This is a genomic window from Bradyrhizobium sp. USDA 4011 (assembly GCF_054063415.1).
The window spans coordinates 167,053-183,642 of the sequence record NZ_JBSSGG010000001.1 but is presented as its reverse complement, the minus strand read 5'-3'; the positions used below and the strand labels follow the sequence as shown (position 1 = coordinate 183,642).

The 16,590-nt window shown below is 62.4% G+C and carries 23 protein-coding genes; 7 read left to right on the top strand and 16 right to left on the bottom strand.

Translation table 11 applies throughout. The features are described 5' to 3' along the window. Positions 1-32 precede the first annotated feature (32 nt). The 15 genes from ACVW1C_RS00955 to ACVW1C_RS00885 all read right to left on the bottom strand — a co-directional run bounded on the left by ACVW1C_RS00955 (position 33) and on the right by ACVW1C_RS00885 (position 7,955). Entirely contained in the window at positions 33-506 is a 474-nt protein-coding gene (locus tag ACVW1C_RS00955) for a hypothetical protein (RefSeq protein ID WP_456756778.1), read from the bottom strand. Continuing rightward, on the bottom strand, positions 503-1,936 hold the full coding sequence (locus tag ACVW1C_RS00950; RefSeq protein WP_456756777.1) for a hypothetical protein: 1,434 nt from the start codon (positions 1,934-1,936) through the stop codon (positions 503-505). Before ACVW1C_RS00950 ends, ACVW1C_RS00955 begins: the two co-directional genes overlap by 4 nt. Before the next feature lie 8 nt (positions 1,937-1,944). Beyond that, positions 1,945-3,057 carry a PD-(D/E)XK nuclease-like domain-containing protein gene (locus ACVW1C_RS00945; protein WP_456756776.1) on the bottom strand — a complete coding sequence of 371 codons (1,113 nt, stop codon included), beginning with the start codon at positions 3,055-3,057 and terminating at the stop codon, positions 1,945-1,947. Continuing rightward, entirely contained in the window at positions 3,054-3,377 is a 324-nt protein-coding gene (locus ACVW1C_RS00940; RefSeq protein ID WP_456756775.1) for a hypothetical protein, read from the bottom strand. The genes ACVW1C_RS00945 and ACVW1C_RS00940 overlap by 4 nt, the downstream gene beginning before the upstream one ends. A gap of 88 nt (positions 3,378-3,465) precedes the next feature. Continuing rightward, complete coding sequence (locus ACVW1C_RS00935; protein WP_456756774.1) at positions 3,466-3,939, bottom strand: hypothetical protein; 474 nt, start codon at positions 3,937-3,939, stop codon at positions 3,466-3,468. A 7-nt stretch (positions 3,940-3,946) separates the two neighbouring features. Continuing rightward, a complete protein-coding gene (locus ACVW1C_RS00930) occupies positions 3,947-5,299 on the bottom strand; it encodes an AAA family ATPase (protein ID WP_456756773.1) in 1,353 nt (450 codons plus the stop codon). Further along, positions 5,296-5,883, bottom strand: coding sequence for a hypothetical protein (locus tag ACVW1C_RS00925; protein ID WP_456756772.1), 588 nt, complete (start codon positions 5,881-5,883; stop codon positions 5,296-5,298). Before ACVW1C_RS00925 ends, ACVW1C_RS00930 begins: the two co-directional genes overlap by 4 nt. A 99-nt stretch (positions 5,884-5,982) precedes the next feature. Next, the gene (locus tag ACVW1C_RS00920) at positions 5,983-6,156 is read right to left on the bottom strand and encodes a hypothetical protein (protein WP_456756771.1); all 174 of its coding nucleotides are present in this window, start codon (positions 6,154-6,156) and stop codon (positions 5,983-5,985) included. After that, positions 6,153-6,407, bottom strand: coding sequence for a hypothetical protein (locus ACVW1C_RS00915; RefSeq protein ID WP_092114203.1), 255 nt, complete (start codon positions 6,405-6,407; stop codon positions 6,153-6,155). Before ACVW1C_RS00915 ends, ACVW1C_RS00920 begins: the two co-directional genes overlap by 4 nt. Before the next feature lie 2 nt (positions 6,408-6,409). Then, entirely contained in the window at positions 6,410-6,634 is a 225-nt protein-coding gene (locus tag ACVW1C_RS00910; RefSeq protein WP_456756770.1) for a hypothetical protein, read from the bottom strand. Next, positions 6,631-6,903 carry a hypothetical protein gene (locus ACVW1C_RS00905; protein ID WP_456756769.1) on the bottom strand — a complete coding sequence of 91 codons (273 nt, stop codon included), beginning with the start codon at positions 6,901-6,903 and terminating at the stop codon, positions 6,631-6,633. Before ACVW1C_RS00905 ends, ACVW1C_RS00910 begins: the two co-directional genes overlap by 4 nt. Continuing rightward, positions 6,900-7,217, bottom strand: a complete 318-nt coding sequence (locus tag ACVW1C_RS00900; RefSeq protein WP_456756768.1) for a hypothetical protein — start codon at positions 7,215-7,217, stop codon at positions 6,900-6,902. Before ACVW1C_RS00900 ends, ACVW1C_RS00905 begins: the two co-directional genes overlap by 4 nt. After that, positions 7,214-7,546 (bottom strand): hypothetical protein, encoded by a 333-nt coding sequence (locus ACVW1C_RS00895; RefSeq protein WP_456756767.1) that lies wholly within the window; start codon positions 7,544-7,546, stop codon positions 7,214-7,216. Before ACVW1C_RS00895 ends, ACVW1C_RS00900 begins: the two co-directional genes overlap by 4 nt. Further along, positions 7,540-7,767, bottom strand: coding sequence for a hypothetical protein (locus tag ACVW1C_RS00890; protein WP_456756766.1), 228 nt, complete (start codon positions 7,765-7,767; stop codon positions 7,540-7,542). The genes ACVW1C_RS00895 and ACVW1C_RS00890 overlap by 7 nt, the downstream gene beginning before the upstream one ends. After that, complete coding sequence (locus ACVW1C_RS00885; RefSeq protein ID WP_456756765.1) at positions 7,764-7,955, bottom strand: hypothetical protein; 192 nt, start codon at positions 7,953-7,955, stop codon at positions 7,764-7,766. The genes ACVW1C_RS00890 and ACVW1C_RS00885 overlap by 4 nt, the downstream gene beginning before the upstream one ends. 138 nt (positions 7,956-8,093) lie before the next feature. On the opposite strand from ACVW1C_RS00885, the gene ACVW1C_RS00880 reads away from it, so the two are divergent. The 3 genes from ACVW1C_RS00880 to ACVW1C_RS00870 all read left to right on the top strand — a co-directional run bounded on the left by ACVW1C_RS00880 (position 8,094) and on the right by ACVW1C_RS00870 (position 10,163). After that, complete coding sequence (locus ACVW1C_RS00880; RefSeq protein ID WP_456756764.1) at positions 8,094-8,717, top strand: HNH endonuclease; 624 nt, start codon at positions 8,094-8,096, stop codon at positions 8,715-8,717. Next, a complete protein-coding gene (locus ACVW1C_RS00875; protein ID WP_456756763.1) occupies positions 8,714-9,607 on the top strand; it encodes a DUF1376 domain-containing protein in 894 nt (297 codons plus the stop codon). Before ACVW1C_RS00880 ends, ACVW1C_RS00875 begins: the two co-directional genes overlap by 4 nt. 124 nt (positions 9,608-9,731) lie before the next feature. Further along, complete coding sequence (locus ACVW1C_RS00870; protein WP_456756762.1) at positions 9,732-10,163, top strand: hypothetical protein; 432 nt, start codon at positions 9,732-9,734, stop codon at positions 10,161-10,163. A 36-nt stretch (positions 10,164-10,199) separates the two neighbouring features. On the opposite strand, the gene ACVW1C_RS00865 is transcribed toward ACVW1C_RS00870, so the two are convergent. Further along, positions 10,200-11,777 carry a winged helix-turn-helix domain-containing tetratricopeptide repeat protein gene (locus tag ACVW1C_RS00865; protein ID WP_456756761.1) on the bottom strand — a complete coding sequence of 526 codons (1,578 nt, stop codon included), beginning with the start codon at positions 11,775-11,777 and terminating at the stop codon, positions 10,200-10,202. Between the two features lie 169 nt (positions 11,778-11,946). Between ACVW1C_RS00865 and ACVW1C_RS00860 the strand changes: the two genes are divergently transcribed. From ACVW1C_RS00860 to ACVW1C_RS00845, 4 genes are all read left to right on the top strand, one after another. Further along, entirely contained in the window at positions 11,947-12,543 is a 597-nt protein-coding gene (locus tag ACVW1C_RS00860) for an MBL fold metallo-hydrolase (RefSeq protein WP_456756760.1), read from the top strand. Continuing rightward, complete coding sequence (locus ACVW1C_RS00855) at positions 12,453-13,175, top strand: MBL fold metallo-hydrolase (protein ID WP_456756759.1); 723 nt, start codon at positions 12,453-12,455, stop codon at positions 13,173-13,175. Before ACVW1C_RS00860 ends, ACVW1C_RS00855 begins: the two co-directional genes overlap by 91 nt. 274 nt (positions 13,176-13,449) lie before the next feature. Further along, positions 13,450-14,913: an adenylate/guanylate cyclase domain-containing protein gene (locus ACVW1C_RS00850; protein WP_456756758.1), complete on the top strand. Its 1,464-nt coding sequence runs from the start codon at positions 13,450-13,452 to the stop codon at positions 14,911-14,913. Between the two features lie 506 nt (positions 14,914-15,419). Next, positions 15,420-16,421, top strand: a complete 1,002-nt coding sequence (locus ACVW1C_RS00845) for a PAS domain S-box protein (RefSeq protein ID WP_456756757.1) — start codon at positions 15,420-15,422, stop codon at positions 16,419-16,421. Positions 16,422-16,590 lie beyond the last annotated feature (169 nt).

The window sequence follows — 16,590 nt, the reverse complement described above, 5'->3', positions numbered from 1 at the left end:
GGCTGCGGTGTGGAATTCTAGCGTGGGAGAGTTCATCCAAATTTCCTCGATTGGCGCTTCGGGAACGACGACCGACCCATAAGTTTGCGTTTTGGCTTGCTCGGCTCGGGCCGCGGTTGCCCCGTGATCTTCGCCGTCATGACGTCCTGATGATCGGCGTGGCTGCGCGCGATGTTGCGCGTTCGAGCTCGTTCGCCGGTGTCGGAGCCGCGCGTCGTGATGCGCTTCGTGCCGCCGGGCCCGTTGGTCCGGACGTCGTGCTGCTTGAGCGTGATCGCGTCGATGTGCTCCGGATCGTTCGCCGGCGGGATCGTGTCCCACCTTTCCGTGTCGAACTTGCGCGCCTCCAGCGCCGGCCGGTGATCGAAATGAGTGTTCTCGACTGTGCCGAGACGCTCGTTGTTTATCTTGCTCCGGCCGCCCTGGTTGATCAGCACCTGCAGCTTGACCCTGCAAGGCGTCGTCGGGCGCTTCCAGTCCGGCGGCGGGCGATCGAGGATCGTCATCGGGCGATGATCTCCTCGACCTTCTTGTTGCAGGCCGCGACATCGATCGAGCCAGTCAGGCGCTCGGTATGAACCGCAAGAATGGACTTGGCCTTCGGGTGGCTGGCCTCATCGAACGCCGTGTCCTTGCCGTTCTTCTCGTACCAGGCGAGTGACATCTTCCCGAGTTTTGGCGGCCCGCCGTTCTCGATGGTGGCGAGAGCCTTGTGGTAGGAGCGAAGCTGATCGGGAGCGGACGCGATGCCATTGCCACGGGTCGCGCCCGCTCCGTCTGCCGCCGAGCCCTGGGGGAGACCCGGCTGCGGTTTGCCGTCCTGGGCGGAGGTTGGGTTGGACAGCAAATCAGGTTGGGACGAGCCACTGGCGGTGCGCTCCTGGCTCGTCCCTTCATCGGCGGGGGCTGGCTTCGCCGATGTCTGCGCCGTGGCGGCAGCGCTGTCCGATCCGGCCGCAGGTTGATGTCCTGCCGCATGGCGAGATGGATGCGCTGCCTCCGCCGCGGCGGAAGTCTGGGCCGGCTTGCCACCGGCCTGGTTTTTGTCTGATTGGTTCTCTTCGCCGCCGGCGGGCTCATTCGCGGCAGCACCCTGTTGCTGCTCGGGGCCGCCGGCGTCCTTCTTCACCAGTGGATTGAAGTTCGGGTCGAGTTCCTTTTCGCGCTTCGCGAACATGGACTCGACCGTCTCCTCTCCGTTCTTCAGGGCGGAGAACATGCCGCGCATGACCGTGATGTGCTCGAGCGTGATGTCGTCAACGCCGAGTACACCGATCGCCGTGAAGACCTGCTCCGGCTTCACGCCGTAGATTGCAAATGCCTTGATGGCCTTCTCGCGGTTCTCGGCCAGAGTCATAACGTCGCCAGAGATGACCTTGACGACAGCTTCATAGGCCGCACGCCAGACCGGCTTCGGCACGCCTTTGAGAATCGCTTCACGCATGGCAACCGACGACGCTGCGTTCGAGGTCACCATGATCATGTCGTCCGGAAATAGCCTTCCATTGCGGCCGGAGATGCGACGTCGATGCGGGATGCGGGTGACCGTATTTGTCTCGAGGTCGTGGAAGATGCCGACGGCTTCCACGTACTTCAGTTCTTTGTTGACCTCGCTGACCTCGACGCTTGCACGGCAGTTGCCCCACGCCTGCTTGACTGCTTCAGCGAAGCGGATCGATGGGCCCGTTACCGGCTTGCCGGCGCGGGGAAGGGCGTACATGGCTTCTTCTGCCGCTGCATCGTCCAAAGTGACGAGCTCGACCAGCGCTTTGCGAACCTGGCTCGGCCGGCGCGGATAGGCCCGCGCCGTGGAAATCTGCATATCGATTTCGGCACGCGCCACGGCGGTCATGCCGCCCGCCGTCATCATCAGCATGCCGGCGCTGTCGCCCGAGTCGAGGTTGCTGTCGTTGTTGGTGTCGACGATTTCGTTCATTGTTTACCTCACTGGAAAGCCCATGACGGGAAATCGGTATCGCCCCACATCTCGGCCGGGATCTCAGGCACCCAGTCCTGATCCAGGCCGAATTTCTCGACGTAGAGGCGGTAGTTCTTGATGGCGTCGTCGATATCGACGGCTGCTTGGCGGAAGATCATGCTGCCAAGATCGAATTCGGCGACGACGGGCTGCGGCGCGCCGGAGGCCTTGATCAAGACCCAGACCCATTTCAACGCCTCGGCCGAATGCGGATCGCGCTCGGCGACGGCCAGAGATGCAAACACCGACCGAAGAAAATCGGGTGGGTAGGGGCAATTGAACACCTTGTCCTCGGCGTACAGTTTGGCCGCGGCCCTCAACGCGCGGACATACGCCGCAGCCTGAAGGTCGTACCGCATGCGCGAGATCGCCTTCTTCGCCGCCTCCCTCAGCCGCTCCTGAAGAAACGGACGGAACGACTTCAAGTCGACGACGGCATGGGCAAGTAGATGGTCGATGCGCGCTTTGAGCCGGACGCCGTTGTCGACATAGAAGATTGAGACCTCGGAGGCGCCGGCGGTGAAGGTGCCGTCCTCCATGACAGGCGCCAGTTTCGGCTCCCGCTGCATCCATTCCACGGCACGCTCGATGTGCTCGATCGCTTCACGCGGGATGATAGTCTTGCCGGCATGCTCGGTTTCGAACCGCGCCATGATCTCGTCCCAGATCGGGATGGTTTGATCAAACTCGCGGATGGCGGTGGCGACCCAAGCCTTGGTGTTGCCGACCTTGGTCAGGCCGAGCTTCTTAGCGTGCTCGCGCAGGTGATCCATTGTCACGAGCGCATTGGGATAGTCGGCCAGGGATGGAGCGATCGGGAAGCGCTCGCACAGGAACTGCTTTCCCTCGAGCGCGCGGCAGTGGATCGCGCGGCCCCATTTCAGCTGGAACGTCTCTTTCTGCTCGGCGCCGTGCAGGCGGCTGTGCTGGTACTCAATCGGATCAATGACGAGCTCTTTCAGCTTCGTAGATCCGAGGGATTCGTCGGCGTGGTACTGATCCTCCGGCACACCGAAGTGAATGCCTGGCTCGAAGCGGGTCACGTTGTCGCCGATCGGCGCCGTAACGAGAGCGCTCATGACCGCCCCCCGACGACCTTCGCCGACCTGGCTGCCATCCATTCCTTGACGTCGGTTGGAGCTCCGTCGCGGATCCACGCCTCAACTTCGGAGACTGACATCGTGATCTCTGCGCCGGAATGCTTCTTGGCGATATGCACTAGGACGACAAGCGCGAAGATCGTGGCCAGCACCTCAACGATAAACGAGCCGCCGAGGTATAGACGCGAGACCGCAATTGATCCGATCAGAAGCACCCAAAAGAGGATCTGACAGAGCAGGTTGAGGACGCGATTTGACGGCCTCGTCTCGACGTGAATTTCGACCTTGGTGAGGGGCACGCGGGAATCTCGCAATCAGGAATGGCCTGGAAAGGGGGCCGCGCGAGCTCAAACCCGCGCGGCAAGTTGGGGAGGAGCCGTCTTCCGGTCAGGAACCGGAGTTGTCGGCGGTCGGCGGCGCCGCGTCCGGCGCGGTGACGGGCGGAACGTCGATCGACGGCGGCGCGACATCGGCCTGAGTGCCGCCGGTATCGACCGAGGGGGAATTTGCCGGCGGCGCAACGGTGGTCGCGGCGGGAATCGCGGCGGTCAGAGCGGCGGCATCCAGCGCCATCTTCTGGGAGACGCCCTGGATGTTGGCGATCTGCTGAATGATCGCGGCGTTTCCGTTGGCGTTGTCGGCAATGATCTGCAGAGCCGGCACGAGCGCGGTATGCAGGTCATTGTAGCCGTTCACGAGTACGCCGACGGCGGCGTTGAGGTCTTGCTGCGCAGACATCTGTTGGTCCTCTTTGGTCAAAACTCGCTCCAGCATGTGCTTCAGTTGCAGCGCCCAGGGCGGAGCAGAATCCCAGGGCGAAGAGCGGGAAGGGCGGAAGAAACGGAGAAGCGTGTCGAACATGGTCTGGTCACTCCGCGGCTTGCTGTCTGGCGCCGCGGACGTGGCCGTCTTCGATGACCACGGCTGTCGGCCGGTTGGAATTGACGGTCTCCGCGATCACGAGCAGATCCTGCTCGTCGGCGAGCCGCGCGAGAGCTGCCCAGGACTCGTCATCCAGCAGCGCGGCATGCTTGGTCGTCAGGAAGCGGAGCCGCGGCTGCAGCTTCATCGCGATCGCGACGGCGAGACTGAGCTTCTGTGCCTGGCTGGCCTGTGCGAGCGGGTGGCCATCCAGCAGGATGACGCCGTCGCCGAACGTCAAGCCCGGCACCGGCATCTCGGCGCGCGCAACCGCCTCCTGCTTCTCAGCCTCGCGGGCGGCGATCGCTTTGCTCAGCGCATCGGACTTCGCCTCGAGGTCCGCGGCCTCGCTGGTCAAGCGTTCCTTCTCGGTCCGAGCGCGGGCTGCCGCCGCCACCTTGGCGTTGGTGTCGCGCGCTGCCGTGATCTGAGCCTGCAGATCGTTCGTGTCGGCGGACGGCGGCTCATCACCGGCCTCGCTGATCTCGAGGCGCAGTTCGCTTGCCACGTTTTCGGCCAGGTCGGCCTGCTCGGTCAGCTTTGCGATCTCGGATTGGAGTTCGCTGATCCGACGCCGGGCGGCATCCGCCATGGTGTCGTGCTGTTCCGCCTGAGCCCTGCGCCCGGCCAGAGCCGCACGGAAACGCTGCACAGCGCCGTTCTTGTCGGCGGCCTGGGCGAGTTCCTGCACCAATGCGGCTTCGTTCACCGTCGCGGTTGGCGCGGTCTCGTCGATGACGATGGCATCAGCGCGCGTCCGCAGCGCCTTGGCGTCGCGGTTGACGCGCGTCCGCTCGTCGAAGTCTGTATCGTTGGCCTTCGCGATGGCCTCGAAATCGACGCCGGCAACGAAGGTCTTGAGAAGGTCAAACTGCTCCTTCGGCTTCTTATTGATGAAGTCGAGCGGGTCGCAGCTGAGAGCGCCGATCAAGGTGTTCAGGATCTGCTGAGGCTTGTCGGACCGGAAGCCATCCTCGTTCTCGATCGTGAGGCTCGTCGACCAGTCGCCGTCATCCTTCTTCTTGATCCGGCGAGTGACGCGATACTTCAGGCCCGAAGGGTCGCCGATATCGACGATGACAGTGCCCATCTTGGCGCCGTCGTGCACCGGGTCCGCCGGAATCATCTTCTCGCCGCCGAGCGCGGCCCAGAGCGCGTCGATGACGCTGCTTTTTCCCTGGCGGTTGCGTCCGGTAAGCTCGAGAACATTGCCATCCGGCTTGATGCGTACTGCGCGGACGCGCAGCATGTTCTCGACGTCGAGCGAAAGGATCTTGAGCGGCGACGTTTGAGCGGTCATGCGAAACCTACCGTGGGAAGTGGGGTTCTGAGGAATTCGGGTTTGCCTGGCGGCAGGCCGGTGCCGTCGTCCTCGGCGTCGGCCGCCAACTTCTCGCGGCGAACATCTTCCAGCGTGCGTGAACGCGCTTGAGCCGGCTGGGTCGGGGCCGAGACCGTCGGCGCCGCGACCACAGTGGGCCGCGGCGCCGTGGTGCCGTCGGCGCGCACCGGGAACGCGCCAATCGGCGCCCCCGCGGGCGCGTGGCGCGCGACATCGACGGCAGACTCGGCCAGCGACTTCATGCTGTCACCGACATTGTGAGCTGTCTCGAATAGGCGCTGGGTGTGAGCCTCGAGGAAGGCATTGCGCTGGAGCAACTGTCGAACTTCGGAGCGGCTTGCAGTGAGCTCGGCCAGAAGGTTCGATGCACGATCATCCGCCTGGTCGAGCTCGCGCTTCAGCATCTGGATCTGATCGCGCGCCGTGTTCAATTCATCGACGTCGGCCTGCCATGCATGGCCGATCGTCTCCATGTTGGCGCCGAGCCGGGTCAGCACCGATGGATCAAGCTCGACCCGCCGTTCCTGCTCAGCCATGGCCAACCCCCATCGCCGACGCCGCCGTGACGATGCAGCCGAAGATCATCGCCGCGATCGCGAGGAACGCCGCAACTTCACGCGCGAATGTTCGCACAGCACTCATCACGAGGTCGGCTCCTTGTTCGGACGATCAGTGACAAAGGCGGCGCCGACGGGAGCGCCAAGCACAAGGCCGACGAGCAGCCCGATGCCAAAGCCCTCAACCGTGTTGCCGCCGGCGAGCAGGGCAATTACGAAGGCCAGCAGAATTAGAATGACCGCGCGCTCCAGCGTCATGCCGCCACCGCGCTCAGGTCGATGGGGCCGTCGCGACGCGCGAGTGCGATCGCCGTGGCCAGCCGTGGTTTGACCTGGGAATACGGACGGCCTTCGGCCGGCTTCCACAGGATCTGGAAAGCGCGAGCCTCGACTTCGTCGACTGTCCCCTCGAACGTCATGCCGTAGGCGCGAAGGATCACAGCAAAGGCGCCTGTGAGATCAAGGTCGAAGGTGTCCGGCGTGCACCGGGTCATTCCTGGATGCGCCATGGCTATCCCCAATCCTGATTTTCAGCGGCGAGGGCGGTGTCGAGGCGGTCATCGGCCGCCACGTCCTCGGGGATCTCGTGCCGGAAGCCAAAATCTTCGGGGTTCGCCATCAGCCGCTTGACGAAGTCGTCGTAGGCGGCTCGCTCCTCCGGTGGGGCCGCGGCGCGTTCCGCCGCCGGCGCGAAGATCAGGCGGGTCCAAGTCGGTGGGAGGGATGCCACGATCATGACTCCCCCCGTTCAACTCGATCGAGGCGGTCCAGCAGGGCTTCGAGGAGTTCAAAGAGGTCGTAAGACGGAGCGCGTGCTCCGCCATGCCGCGGAACGGACTCCGCGCCGCTCACGATGACGGTGGGCCTGCCAGGTTGCTCCCGCGTCTCAATCGGTCTGACGCCGAGACGCTCGGCAATCTTGGCGACACCGTGCCAAGGATTGATGGTCTCCGTTTCGAACGCGGCCGGCATAATGCGCACGATGTATGCTGGGCTCTCCGTCATGACGGCAGGGCCTCCGGCTTTGCTTCCGCCGCTGGCGCTGGAAATTGCAGGATCTTCGCGCACACCTTCGGCTCGGCCGCGGCGTGACGAGCGGCCATCCGGGCAGCCGCGCCAACCTGGAGCGCGGCGAGTCCCTTGTGCGTGTCGATGGCGAGCCCGGCGATCGCCAGGCGCAATTCATCAGCCGTAGCGCCACCGCGCGCGGCAAGTGCTCTCAGCCGCTCAATGGTCTGGATATGCGCCCGCTCGAGATACCCCGCCCGGAATGCGAGATCGTCGATGATGGTGGTCGGATCCAGCGAAAGATCGGTCATGTCGGCGCTCCCTTCCGGGCATTGCGGTGCTGGAGCGCGATATTTCGAATGGCGCGGCGATCGCGTTTGGTCTGCGCCGCCGCCCTGGCATCGTCAGGGCTCCAGCGGCGGCTGCCGACGATCTGGACGGCTCCATCCTCGCGGATGGTTTTGTAGCGGTAGCCGTCCTCGATCAGCCGGCCGGCCTCGTCGCGCATGTAGCGAATGACGTAGCCAGCCTCATCGTCCGCCTCGATCACGTCGATGACGGTTCGTCCATCGACAGTGATGGCCGGCGCTTCGAAGAAGAACTTCCGCCAATCGCTTTTGCCTGAGACGCGGATCAGCATGCCGACGTCTCCTGAATTCGCTTGGCAACTCCGAAGGCCTGAGCGGCTTCCTCGGCGCGGCCGGCTGCCCTCAGCGAGGACCCGGCATTGAACAGGGCGAGCAGCAGGTCGCCGCGGTCGCGGACCGCATCCCAGTAAGGGCGAGTGAAAAAGGTCGCGCTGACGACAAAGCCGACCCCGGTGAAGGCAATGGCGGTGCCTACGTAGGCGAGCTCCGTCATGGCCGGCGCTCCTCGCCGCAGACGTCGCAAGCCAGATGAGCCTCAGTGCAGGCGGGGCAGGGCGGCGCGATGTGACAGGCGAAGTCGCCTTCGCGGACCAGCACGACGGTGCCGTCGCAGCCGTTAACAGGGCAGCGCTCTCCGTCCTCGAGGGCAACCGGATCGGCGTTTGGTGTCGTGATCTGCAAGACAAGTCTCTCGTGGCATCTGGAAGATAATTCCAGAGAAAGAGGCGTGTCAATAAAAAACTGGAAATAAATTCCAGATCAGATTATCAGTTCGGGCCGACCGCGGCTCAGCGTGGTCGCCGACTAGGAATCCCCCAATTGGACGAACCACTGTTCATCAACATCCCACGTGACCTGATCACCGCTCCGTTTTTCCGACGAGACGGCGAGTTCGGGGAGCGGGAGGCCTGGATTTGGTTGGTAGCAGCAGCGGCTGTTCGATGCGGTACAGGCCCGTTCGGACGGCCTGTTCAACGGAGCGAAATCGATCTCGATCGCCGGAAGTTGGCGGAGCAGTGGGGGTGGACGTCGCGGCATCTCGACAGTTTTTTGAGTCGTTTGGCCGGCGTTGGCTTCATCGAGCGAGATGCAGACATCATCAGAATTGTCGATTTCGACGCGATGACGGTGCCGGAAAGCGACGAGCCCGCCGGCACAACCATCGAGCTATCCAGTCCATCGGAATTGCGCGCGATGGGCGTTCGTATGCGTAGCCGAGAGAGCTCGCACATCCCCGCCGCCGTTCGGCGTGAGGTCGTACTCCGTGACGGGTGGATCTGCCAGTATTGCTACGCAACTGACGGCCGGTTCCATTTCGACCATGTGTTCCCGCGCTCGCGCGGCGGAGCTGACACAGCGGCAAATATCAAAATCGCCTGCGAAACCTGCAATCTGCGTAAGGGCGCTCGTACTCCGGAGGAGTGGCGGGCGGCAACATCATGACCGAACCCCTGACCCCCATCGACCTGGATCTCCGCGACTTCGGCTTCATGCCTTTGGAGGTCGTTCGGCTCCGCGATTCCGACCTTGCGGCGCTGGCGACAGGCGACGAATTTCGCGCCGCCGTGTTGCTGTGGTGCGCCGCGTGGCACCAAGTGCCTGCAGCATCGCTTCCGGCCGACGACCGCCTTTTGGCCAAGTTGGCGGGCTTCGGCCGCGACCTGAAAGGGTGGAACGGCGTCAAGAAGGAAGCCTTGCGGGGCTTCTTGGAATGCTCGGATGGGCGCCTCTATCATCCTGTAATTGCTGACATTGCGATCGAAGCCGGCACAAAAAAGAAGAAGCAGTCGGGCAAGACGGCAAAGGCAACGGAGGCTCGGATACGGAAAGCCGAGGAGGCTCGTAACGCTAAACGTGGCGATGATCGTGACGATGACCGTGACGGTCAACGTAACGATCACCAAGGGATAGGAAGAGAAAGGAATGGAGAGGAAGGGATAGACCCGCCCGGCCAAGCGGCCGAGCGCGATCAACTATTCCCTCTGGGTCAGGTTGGCCCTGCAGAGCGCCAAGCGACGAAGCGACGTTCCAATGCCAGAACGGCCATCGATCCCAACTGGCAGCTATCCGAGGAAGGCCGCGAATACGCGCGGAAGCGGGGCTGGCCGGAACGGCAGATCGATCTCCAGTTTGAGAAATTCAAGAATTTCCATGCGGCCAAAGGAAACTTGATGGCGGACTGGTTGGCCGCCTGGCGCACCTGGGTCGGTAACGATTACGACCGGCAACCGCCTCGAGGTGGTCCGCCGCAGGCACCGAGCCGGGCCGACACCGCGATCGAGGGCATGATGGCCGGTCTAACCGAGGAGGATTTCCATGCGCGATCTCGTTGAGCGACCGAGCGGAGCGCCGCCGGCGCCGCCGTCATTTGCGGGGCTTGAGCCGGTACTGCGCGAATTGGCCGCAGTTCGCGAAGCTTCTGCGCTTGCCGATGGACCGAGCGCCGAGCTCCTAGGCATGGTCGACCGCGCTATCGAGACGCACGCGAAGCACAGAGCGGCATTCGGCAAGGCCATCGCGCCCATACCCGCCGCCGGCGCCGTAGCCTATCTGGGCCTGCTGATGAAGGCATTTCCCAACGCCGGCAGCCAGGATGCCGGGATATTCGGCCAGTTCCTGCGGGAAGACGTCATGTCGCTGGATCCGTCGTTCGGCGCCGTTGAGATGGCGTGCCGCAGGTGGCGCCAGAAGTCCAGATTTCTGCCGGCGATCGCCGAGATGATGGTGGAGGTGAGGGCAGCCCGCGACGAACTCGCAGGGGTTGCCGAGTTCGTTGACCGCCTTCCGGCAATCCGCAACGCGATCGCTGCGAAGCTAGACCGCGCTGGCACGCCCGCGCTCAGGGGCAAACCAGACATGCGACCTAACGTCAGGGATATCGCCTTGTGACCCAAAGCAGTCCTTCCCGCGTGGTACTAAGTTGGGCTATTTCTCAGGCAGGCCCGCCTTGCGAAGGCCATCAAGAAAATGCTCGACATCTTCCGTGCGCTTGAACAGTGCCAGTTGTCTCTGCGTGCCGTCGATGGTGTACTTCGGATCGATCCGCAGGATCTCGGCGGCCTCTGCGTGGGCCTCATCGAGCTGCCCGAGCTGCGCCAGGTTGGCGGCCAGGAAGACGTGACCTTGCCTCATGTTTGGGACCCGCAACGTAAGTTCGCGGAGAGGAGGCAGCGCCTTCGAATACTCCTTCAGCGTATAGTGGGCGAGCCCCAGCTGGCCCAGCGCCCACGGTGAACAAAACGGATCATAGCGCATGTGCGTCTCGATGACCGTGACGGCCCTCGCAGGCTCGCCCGCGCGCAGTAGCGCCATGCCAAACCACCAATCCGTAAAATTGGGGTTCAGTGCAACGGCCTTCTCGAACTCGGCGATGGCTTGCTCATGCTGGCCCTCGAAGGTCAGCACTCCTCCGAGCTGGGCATGTGCGATCGACAGGTCAGGGCCAAGCTGAACGGACTTTCGAGCGAAGCGATGCGCGTGTTCGAGCGCGGCAGGGTTCAAGTGGTCTTCATCCAGGGGCTGGATCCATGCAGCCAGATGGGTCTGCGAAAGCATGGCATAGGCGCGAGCGTAGTTCGGGTCGAGGGAGATGGAGTGATCGAGGAGACGTCGCGCTTCGTAGAGAAGAGGCCGCGCTTCGTGAAGGTCGGCCGCGTTTCGCGCAGACCAAACATCCGAAGCGCGCATCAGGAAATCGTGTGCTTGCCAGGTCGCTGGCGGCTTCAAAAGCGTGCGCTCGGCCTCCGCCTTGTTTACATGGACCACCAGGATCGAGACGATGGTACGGGAAACCTCGTCCTGGACAGCGAAGACGTCCTTCAATTCACGGTCGTAGTGCTCTCCCCAACGCTGCGCGCCGGTAACGGCATCGATGAGCTGAGCGCCGATGCGGACGCGATCGCCCGCGCGACGGATGCTTCCCTGGAGGACGTAGCGCACGCCGAGCTCACGGCCGACCTGACGTATGTCCGGTGATTTGCCCTTGAACCGGAAGCTCGAGTTCCGGGCGATTACGAACAGCTCGGAGAACCGGGATAGCTCGGTGATGATATCCTCGGTAATTCCGTCGCTGAAATACTCCTGCCCCGGTTCCCCACTCATGTTGGTAAAGGCGAGAACGGCGATCGAGGGCTTGTCCGGCAGGGCGAGGTAGGGCGTCGACGGTCGCGGGCCGATCTCGGTCCCACCGGCCTCTCCCTCCAGCACGGTGCCTATGAAGCGGATGCCTTTCCGAGGCACGGTCTTGATGAGGCGCTGCGCCTTGCCGCTGTCGGCAATCGCACATCGTGCTGCGTTGATGCGGGTCGTCACGGCCGAGTCTGAGACGATCCGCCCCGCCCAGACACAGGCGATCAAGTCGTCCCTGCTGACCAGTCGCCCGCGATTTTGGATCAGGTACTCCAGAAGATCAAAGGCTTGCGGCTCGATCCGCACAACTTCGCCGCGTCGGCACAATTCCCGCCGGTCCGTGTCAAGCGCATAGTCCTCGAACAGGAAGCGCATTTGCTGTTCCGACAGTCGCGGCGACCTCGCCATCGAAGTTAGCACACGCGTCGGCGCGGAAAACAAGATGGCGGTAAGGAAAAAGAAGCTCTTCTGAAGGGTGCGTACCACCTCCCAGGCGTATCCTCACGCAGTTCCGGGCACGAGGCCTTATCGAGAGGATGGTGCAATGTGCAACCTGATCGGACTTGCCGTTCGACACGCGCTCACGCGCCGTGGCTTCGTCGCGGGAAGCGCCGCTGGAGCGAGCCTGATCGCGCCCATGATGTGCTCCGCGATCGCAGGCGACGGCAGACTGGACACACGAATTCGGCTCGCTCAATCGTCCGGAGACGCCGCGAATTCGTGGACCAGACTTCTGTTGTTAGGCACTGCAGGCGGTCCCACGTGGTGGCCCAATTCTGACCAGTGCGGCATCTCGTCGGCCGTGGCGGTTGGAGATGCCTATTATCTCGTGGACTGCGGCGAGGGGGTCGGAAGACGCCTTCAGCAAGCGGTATCGCCGGCCAGTAGCCGTACCGTTACGGGCCCTAGCTTGAGAGCGGTCTTTCTGACCCATCTCCATTCCGATCATACCGTCGATTATCCAAATCTGCTGCTGTTCGGACTGTTTACCGGGCTCGACCGTGCCGCGCCTCGCCCCTCAAGGTCTTTGGTCCGGGCCGACGAGGCGAAATGGCGCCTGTCTTTTCACTACGCGGCGCTGCTACCCCGGCTGTTCCAATTATCAATCCCGATAATCCCACGCCGGGTACCAAAGATCTGACAGGCTACATCTACCAGGCTTTCGCGACAGATTTGAACGACCGAATGCGCGACAACGGAAGACGGAGCCTCGAAGCGTTAGTCGAGGTGCATGACATCGATATCCCACAGATTGCCGGGTTCAAATCGGCCAATGAGACCCCTTCTCCTCCGATGGAGCCGTTCAAGGTGTTCGAGGACGATCGCGTTCGTGTTTCGGCAACCCTGGTGGCGCACGCTCCAGTCTGGCCTGCATTCGCCTTCCGCTTCGACACTGACGATGGGTCTATCGTGTTCTCCGGCGACACGGCGCGCAGTGAGAACCTGATCAAGCTTGCAAAAGGCGCGGACATTCTCGTTCATGAGGTCATCGTGACGAGATGGGTCAATGGTCTCTTTCCGACGCCGCGTTCGGTCGCCGAAGAAGGCTTGCTGCAACATCTGCTGAGCGGCCATACGCTGGTTGAAGAGGTTGGCGGGATAGCCGAAGTGGCAGGCGTGAAGAAGCTTGTCCTTAGCCACATTGTGCCTGGCAACGCAACGCGAGAACAGCTGTTGCCTGCAGGCAAGGGCTTTTCGGGCGAACTCGTGATTGGCCGAGACTTGATGCAGATTGGTGTCGGCCAAGCAGCGGCGTCCGCTCGAAAGGGGTAATCTCGCAGGGCTTCATTTTCCTTCGTACCGTTGCATCAGGAGTCGCAGACCGAGCACCAAATGGGATGCCCACTGTTGGCCCCTTTCGGACCTCATCGCGCGGCCCACGGATGACTGCTCACCGGGGACCAGCGGACTTCGGCGGAAGGCCGCGCGACTTCCGAGTTTGATCCATAAGCGACATGGCAGGATTGAAAGTCCTGCCCTACAATGTCCTGTGGGCATCGGTTGCTCAAGACGGCCCGGCGCAAATTGCATCACCAGGAGCTGATCAATGACATTGATTGACGAACGGCTTCTCGAAAGCAAGATGACCCAGATCGAGCAGGCCCGCAGTTGGAGCCCGCGCGTCATCTCCAAGTTCGAAACGCTGATCCGCAGCGGTGACGAGGTCAGCCTGTACCGTGCCAATCCGCTGGCGTTCGCCCGCGACCGCAGCGTGGCTGAGCCGGAGTCGATCGATCTGTTTCTCCACGCCGCTCGTGTCGGGCTGGTCGACATGCATTGGGACGTTCTCTGCCCCCACTCGGGCCTGGTGCTGGAGAGCTTTGGGAGGCTCCGTGCGCTCCGGAGCCATTTTGTCTGCGGGCTGTGCGATATCGAGGGTCAGACGGAGCTGGACGACTTCATCGAGGTTTCTTTCTCCGTCTCGCCGCAAGTCCGGCCCCTCGCTTTGTACGACGTCGATAATCTTTCGATTGAAGATCTGCACTGGAAGCTCAAGTTCGCCAACAGCGGGCGTCTGCCTGGCGGACAAACCCGATTTGTCGATCTCCTGCGCGGCCTCCTCCGCGGAATGACTTATCTGCCATCCGGCCTGACGACCACGCTGCAGGCCGAGATCGGGCCGGGCGCACTCTCCGGCGTCAACGTCCAGACGCAGGCGGGCTTCATGCTTCCGGTCATGCTCGCTCCCTCCGCCGAGCAGATTCCGAAGACTCCGACGGTCGTTCGCATCGCCTATGACGGGCAACGGTTCACGCCAGCCGTTTCGGCCCTCGCTTCGGGTCCCGTGGTCTTCGAGATCAGCAATACCGGTCCCAGGCGCGGTTCGCTGCTCCTGATCAACTGGCCGCCTGAAATCCTAGCTATGCCTGAAAAGCCGACGCTTCAATTCGATCCCTACGTCTCGGGTGGCATGCTGCTGACGCGCCAGACGTTCCGCAAGCTCTTCCGTTCGGAGCGCGTCGATGAAGAGGAGGGCCTCGGCGTCCGGCAGGTGACGTTCCTGTTCACGGACTTGAAGGGGTCGACCGCGCTCTACGAACGTCTCGGGGATCTCAATGCCTATGCCTTGGTCCGCGAACATTTCGCTCTCCTAGATGCAATCGCTCATCAGCATGCCGGTGCCATTGTGAAGACCATCGGCGACGCCGTCATGGCTGCGTTCTTCCAACCGGCGGATGCCGTGGCGGCGGCGCTCCAAATTCTGCAGGACATCCAACGGTTCAACCAGGGGCACGGCCAGCCGGCGATCATTCTCAAGATGGGCGCCCACTGCGGGCCCTCTATCGCCGTGACCCTCAATGAGAACCTCGACTATTTCGGCCAGACCGTGAATATCGCAGCTCGGGTGCAATCATTCGCCGACGCCGGCGAAATTTGTCTCACGGAAGCGCTCTATACGGCCCCCGCCGTTCGCCAACTGCTGACGGGTTACGGTGTTGAGGAGTTCGACGCGCCGCTGCGTGGCGTCGAGGGCGAGGCGCGAGTCTATCGGGTCACTGGCCGATCGTAGCTTAGCTACGCGTTTCCACCTGTATTGCTCGAAGGACAGCGGTGTTGCGAGCGTCAAAGAGAGGGGCCTCCTCAACCGTGCAAATGTGGCCTTCTGGCCCGGGACGGACATTCCGGCCGCTCAATTCCTGCGTTAGTATCAGCCCACCGGTGAGTACCAAAAAGGGCAGAGCATTGGAGGGAAGCCGCCGCAGACCTTCAAGGCAGGCGAGGCACACGCGGAGATGCCGGGCGAGGTCCACAACTTTAGAAATGCGAGCTCGACACAGCCGGCCAAGGCTCTCGGTTTCCAATACGCTAACAAAGGCCAGCCACTCCAAACCAATGCCCTCTGAACGGGTCTGAGAGGGAGGTTTTGGACTCGCTTGGAGGCGCGTTGCGCCCGCGCGAAAGAGTCATCGAATGGAGGGTATGTCGCCTGTTGGCCCAAAACAGGCATCCGAATTCCATCACTAGGCCAAAACAAGTGCTATAGTGTTGCCTCAGGGGCCGCGTCTAGGGACGGTGATGACGCAGAAGAACAATCTGAGAATTGCGCCTACGCCTGGGGCGATCGAAGCGGCCCTTCGCGAAAGCGAGCAGCAGTTGCGTTGGCTGGCTTCCATAATTGATTCCAGCGATGACGCGATTGTTAGCAAAAATCTCGATGGCGTCATTAGAAGCTGGAATAGCGGTGCAGAGCGCATCTTCGGCTACTCTGCCAGCGAGGCCATTGGTCAGCCCATTACGCTAGTGATCCCTCAAGATCGGCTCAGCGAAGAACGTGAGATTTTAACGCGCATCCGACGAGGTGAGCGCATCGACCATTTTGAGACCGTTCGGCAACGCAAGAACGGCAGCTTGATCGTCGTGTCGCTGACCGTTTCTCCTGTCAAGGATGCAAACGGAAAAATCGTCGGCGCATCAAAGATTGCGAGAGACATTACCGAGCAGAAGAAAAATCAGGAGCTGATCGTGACCTTGGCGCGAGAGGCCGAGCACCGCAGCAAGAACTTGCTTGCGAATGCCATGGCAACGGTCAATCTTTCTCAGTCGAGCTCGCCAGAAGGTCTCAAAGAGATAATCACTGGACGTATCCAGGCGCTTGCAAATGTTTGCTCGCTTTTCGCGGCAACGCGTTGGATCGGTGCGGAGCTATCGGCGATTGCGGCGCAGGAACTAGCTCCTTATTTCGATGGGAAGCGAACGTTGATAGACGGTCCACAAACCCTATTAGCGCCGGACGCCGCTCAGGCAATTGCAGTAACGTTGCACGAGTTGGCGACCAACGCAGCGAAATACGGTGCTTTGTCCAAGCCCGACGGCCAAGTCCGCCTGGAATGGTCACACGCAGCTGGCGGTTCATTGCGGCTACGCTGGATGGAGACGGGGGGACCGGTCGCGCAGAAACCTACGCGAAAGGGACTCGGGAGCCGTATCATCGAACAAATGATCGTCCAGCAAAAGGGCGAAGTCCGCTTTGACTGGGGCAAAGACGGGCTTGTTTGCGAAATCACGCTGCCGGTATAACGATGTCTGCGGTTGGAACCGGCCCTGAGGGCGGCTCCTGGATGATCTTTGCCCGCGGGCCGCAACCGTCCGCTCCCTCTCTCCTCAGCTTCGCGTCCGCGAGCGGCGCGCCCACCAACGCGTCATCGGCCTCGAGACGTTTGGCTGCGACTGGCCCTCCACGTGGCGG

Bases quoted from the DNA above. Each gene is read 5' to 3' on its own strand.
- ACVW1C_RS00955 (WP_456756778.1), bottom strand. From the start codon at position 506: ATGACGATCCTCGATCGCCCGCCGCCGGACTGGAAGCGCCCGACGACG.
- ACVW1C_RS00950 (WP_456756777.1), bottom strand. From the start codon at position 1,936: ATGAACGAAATCGTCGACACCAACAACGACAGCAACCTCGACTCGGGC.
- ACVW1C_RS00945 (WP_456756776.1), bottom strand. From the start codon at position 3,057: ATGAGCGCTCTCGTTACGGCGCCGATCGGCGACAACGTGACCCGCTTC.
- ACVW1C_RS00935 (WP_456756774.1), bottom strand. From the start codon at position 3,939: ATGTTCGACACGCTTCTCCGTTTCTTCCGCCCTTCCCGCTCTTCGCCC.
- ACVW1C_RS00930 (WP_456756773.1), bottom strand. From the start codon at position 5,299: ATGACCGCTCAAACGTCGCCGCTCAAGATCCTTTCGCTCGACGTCGAG.
- ACVW1C_RS00920 (WP_456756771.1), bottom strand. From the start codon at position 6,156: ATGACGCTGGAGCGCGCGGTCATTCTAATTCTGCTGGCCTTCGTAATT.
- ACVW1C_RS00915 (WP_092114203.1), bottom strand. From the start codon at position 6,407: ATGGCGCATCCAGGAATGACCCGGTGCACGCCGGACACCTTCGACCTT.
- ACVW1C_RS00910 (WP_456756770.1), bottom strand. From the start codon at position 6,634: ATGATCGTGGCATCCCTCCCACCGACTTGGACCCGCCTGATCTTCGCG.
- ACVW1C_RS00905 (WP_456756769.1), bottom strand. From the start codon at position 6,903: ATGACGGAGAGCCCAGCATACATCGTGCGCATTATGCCGGCCGCGTTC.
- ACVW1C_RS00900 (WP_456756768.1), bottom strand. From the start codon at position 7,217: ATGACCGATCTTTCGCTGGATCCGACCACCATCATCGACGATCTCGCA.
- ACVW1C_RS00895 (WP_456756767.1), bottom strand. From the start codon at position 7,546: ATGCTGATCCGCGTCTCAGGCAAAAGCGATTGGCGGAAGTTCTTCTTC.
- ACVW1C_RS00890 (WP_456756766.1), bottom strand. From the start codon at position 7,767: ATGACGGAGCTCGCCTACGTAGGCACCGCCATTGCCTTCACCGGGGTC.
- ACVW1C_RS00875 (WP_456756763.1), top strand. From the start codon at position 8,714: ATGACCGAACCCCTGACCCCCATCGACCTGGATCTCCGCGACTTCGGC.
- ACVW1C_RS00870 (WP_456756762.1), top strand. From the start codon at position 9,732: ATGGTCGACCGCGCTATCGAGACGCACGCGAAGCACAGAGCGGCATTC.
- ACVW1C_RS00865 (WP_456756761.1), bottom strand. From the start codon at position 11,777: ATGCGCTTCCTGTTCGAGGACTATGCGCTTGACACGGACCGGCGGGAA.
- ACVW1C_RS00860 (WP_456756760.1), top strand. From the start codon at position 11,947: ATGTGCAACCTGATCGGACTTGCCGTTCGACACGCGCTCACGCGCCGT.
- ACVW1C_RS00855 (WP_456756759.1), top strand. From the start codon at position 12,453: ATGGCGCCTGTCTTTTCACTACGCGGCGCTGCTACCCCGGCTGTTCCA.
- ACVW1C_RS00850 (WP_456756758.1), top strand. From the start codon at position 13,450: ATGACATTGATTGACGAACGGCTTCTCGAAAGCAAGATGACCCAGATC.
- ACVW1C_RS00845 (WP_456756757.1), top strand. From the start codon at position 15,420: ATGACGCAGAAGAACAATCTGAGAATTGCGCCTACGCCTGGGGCGATC.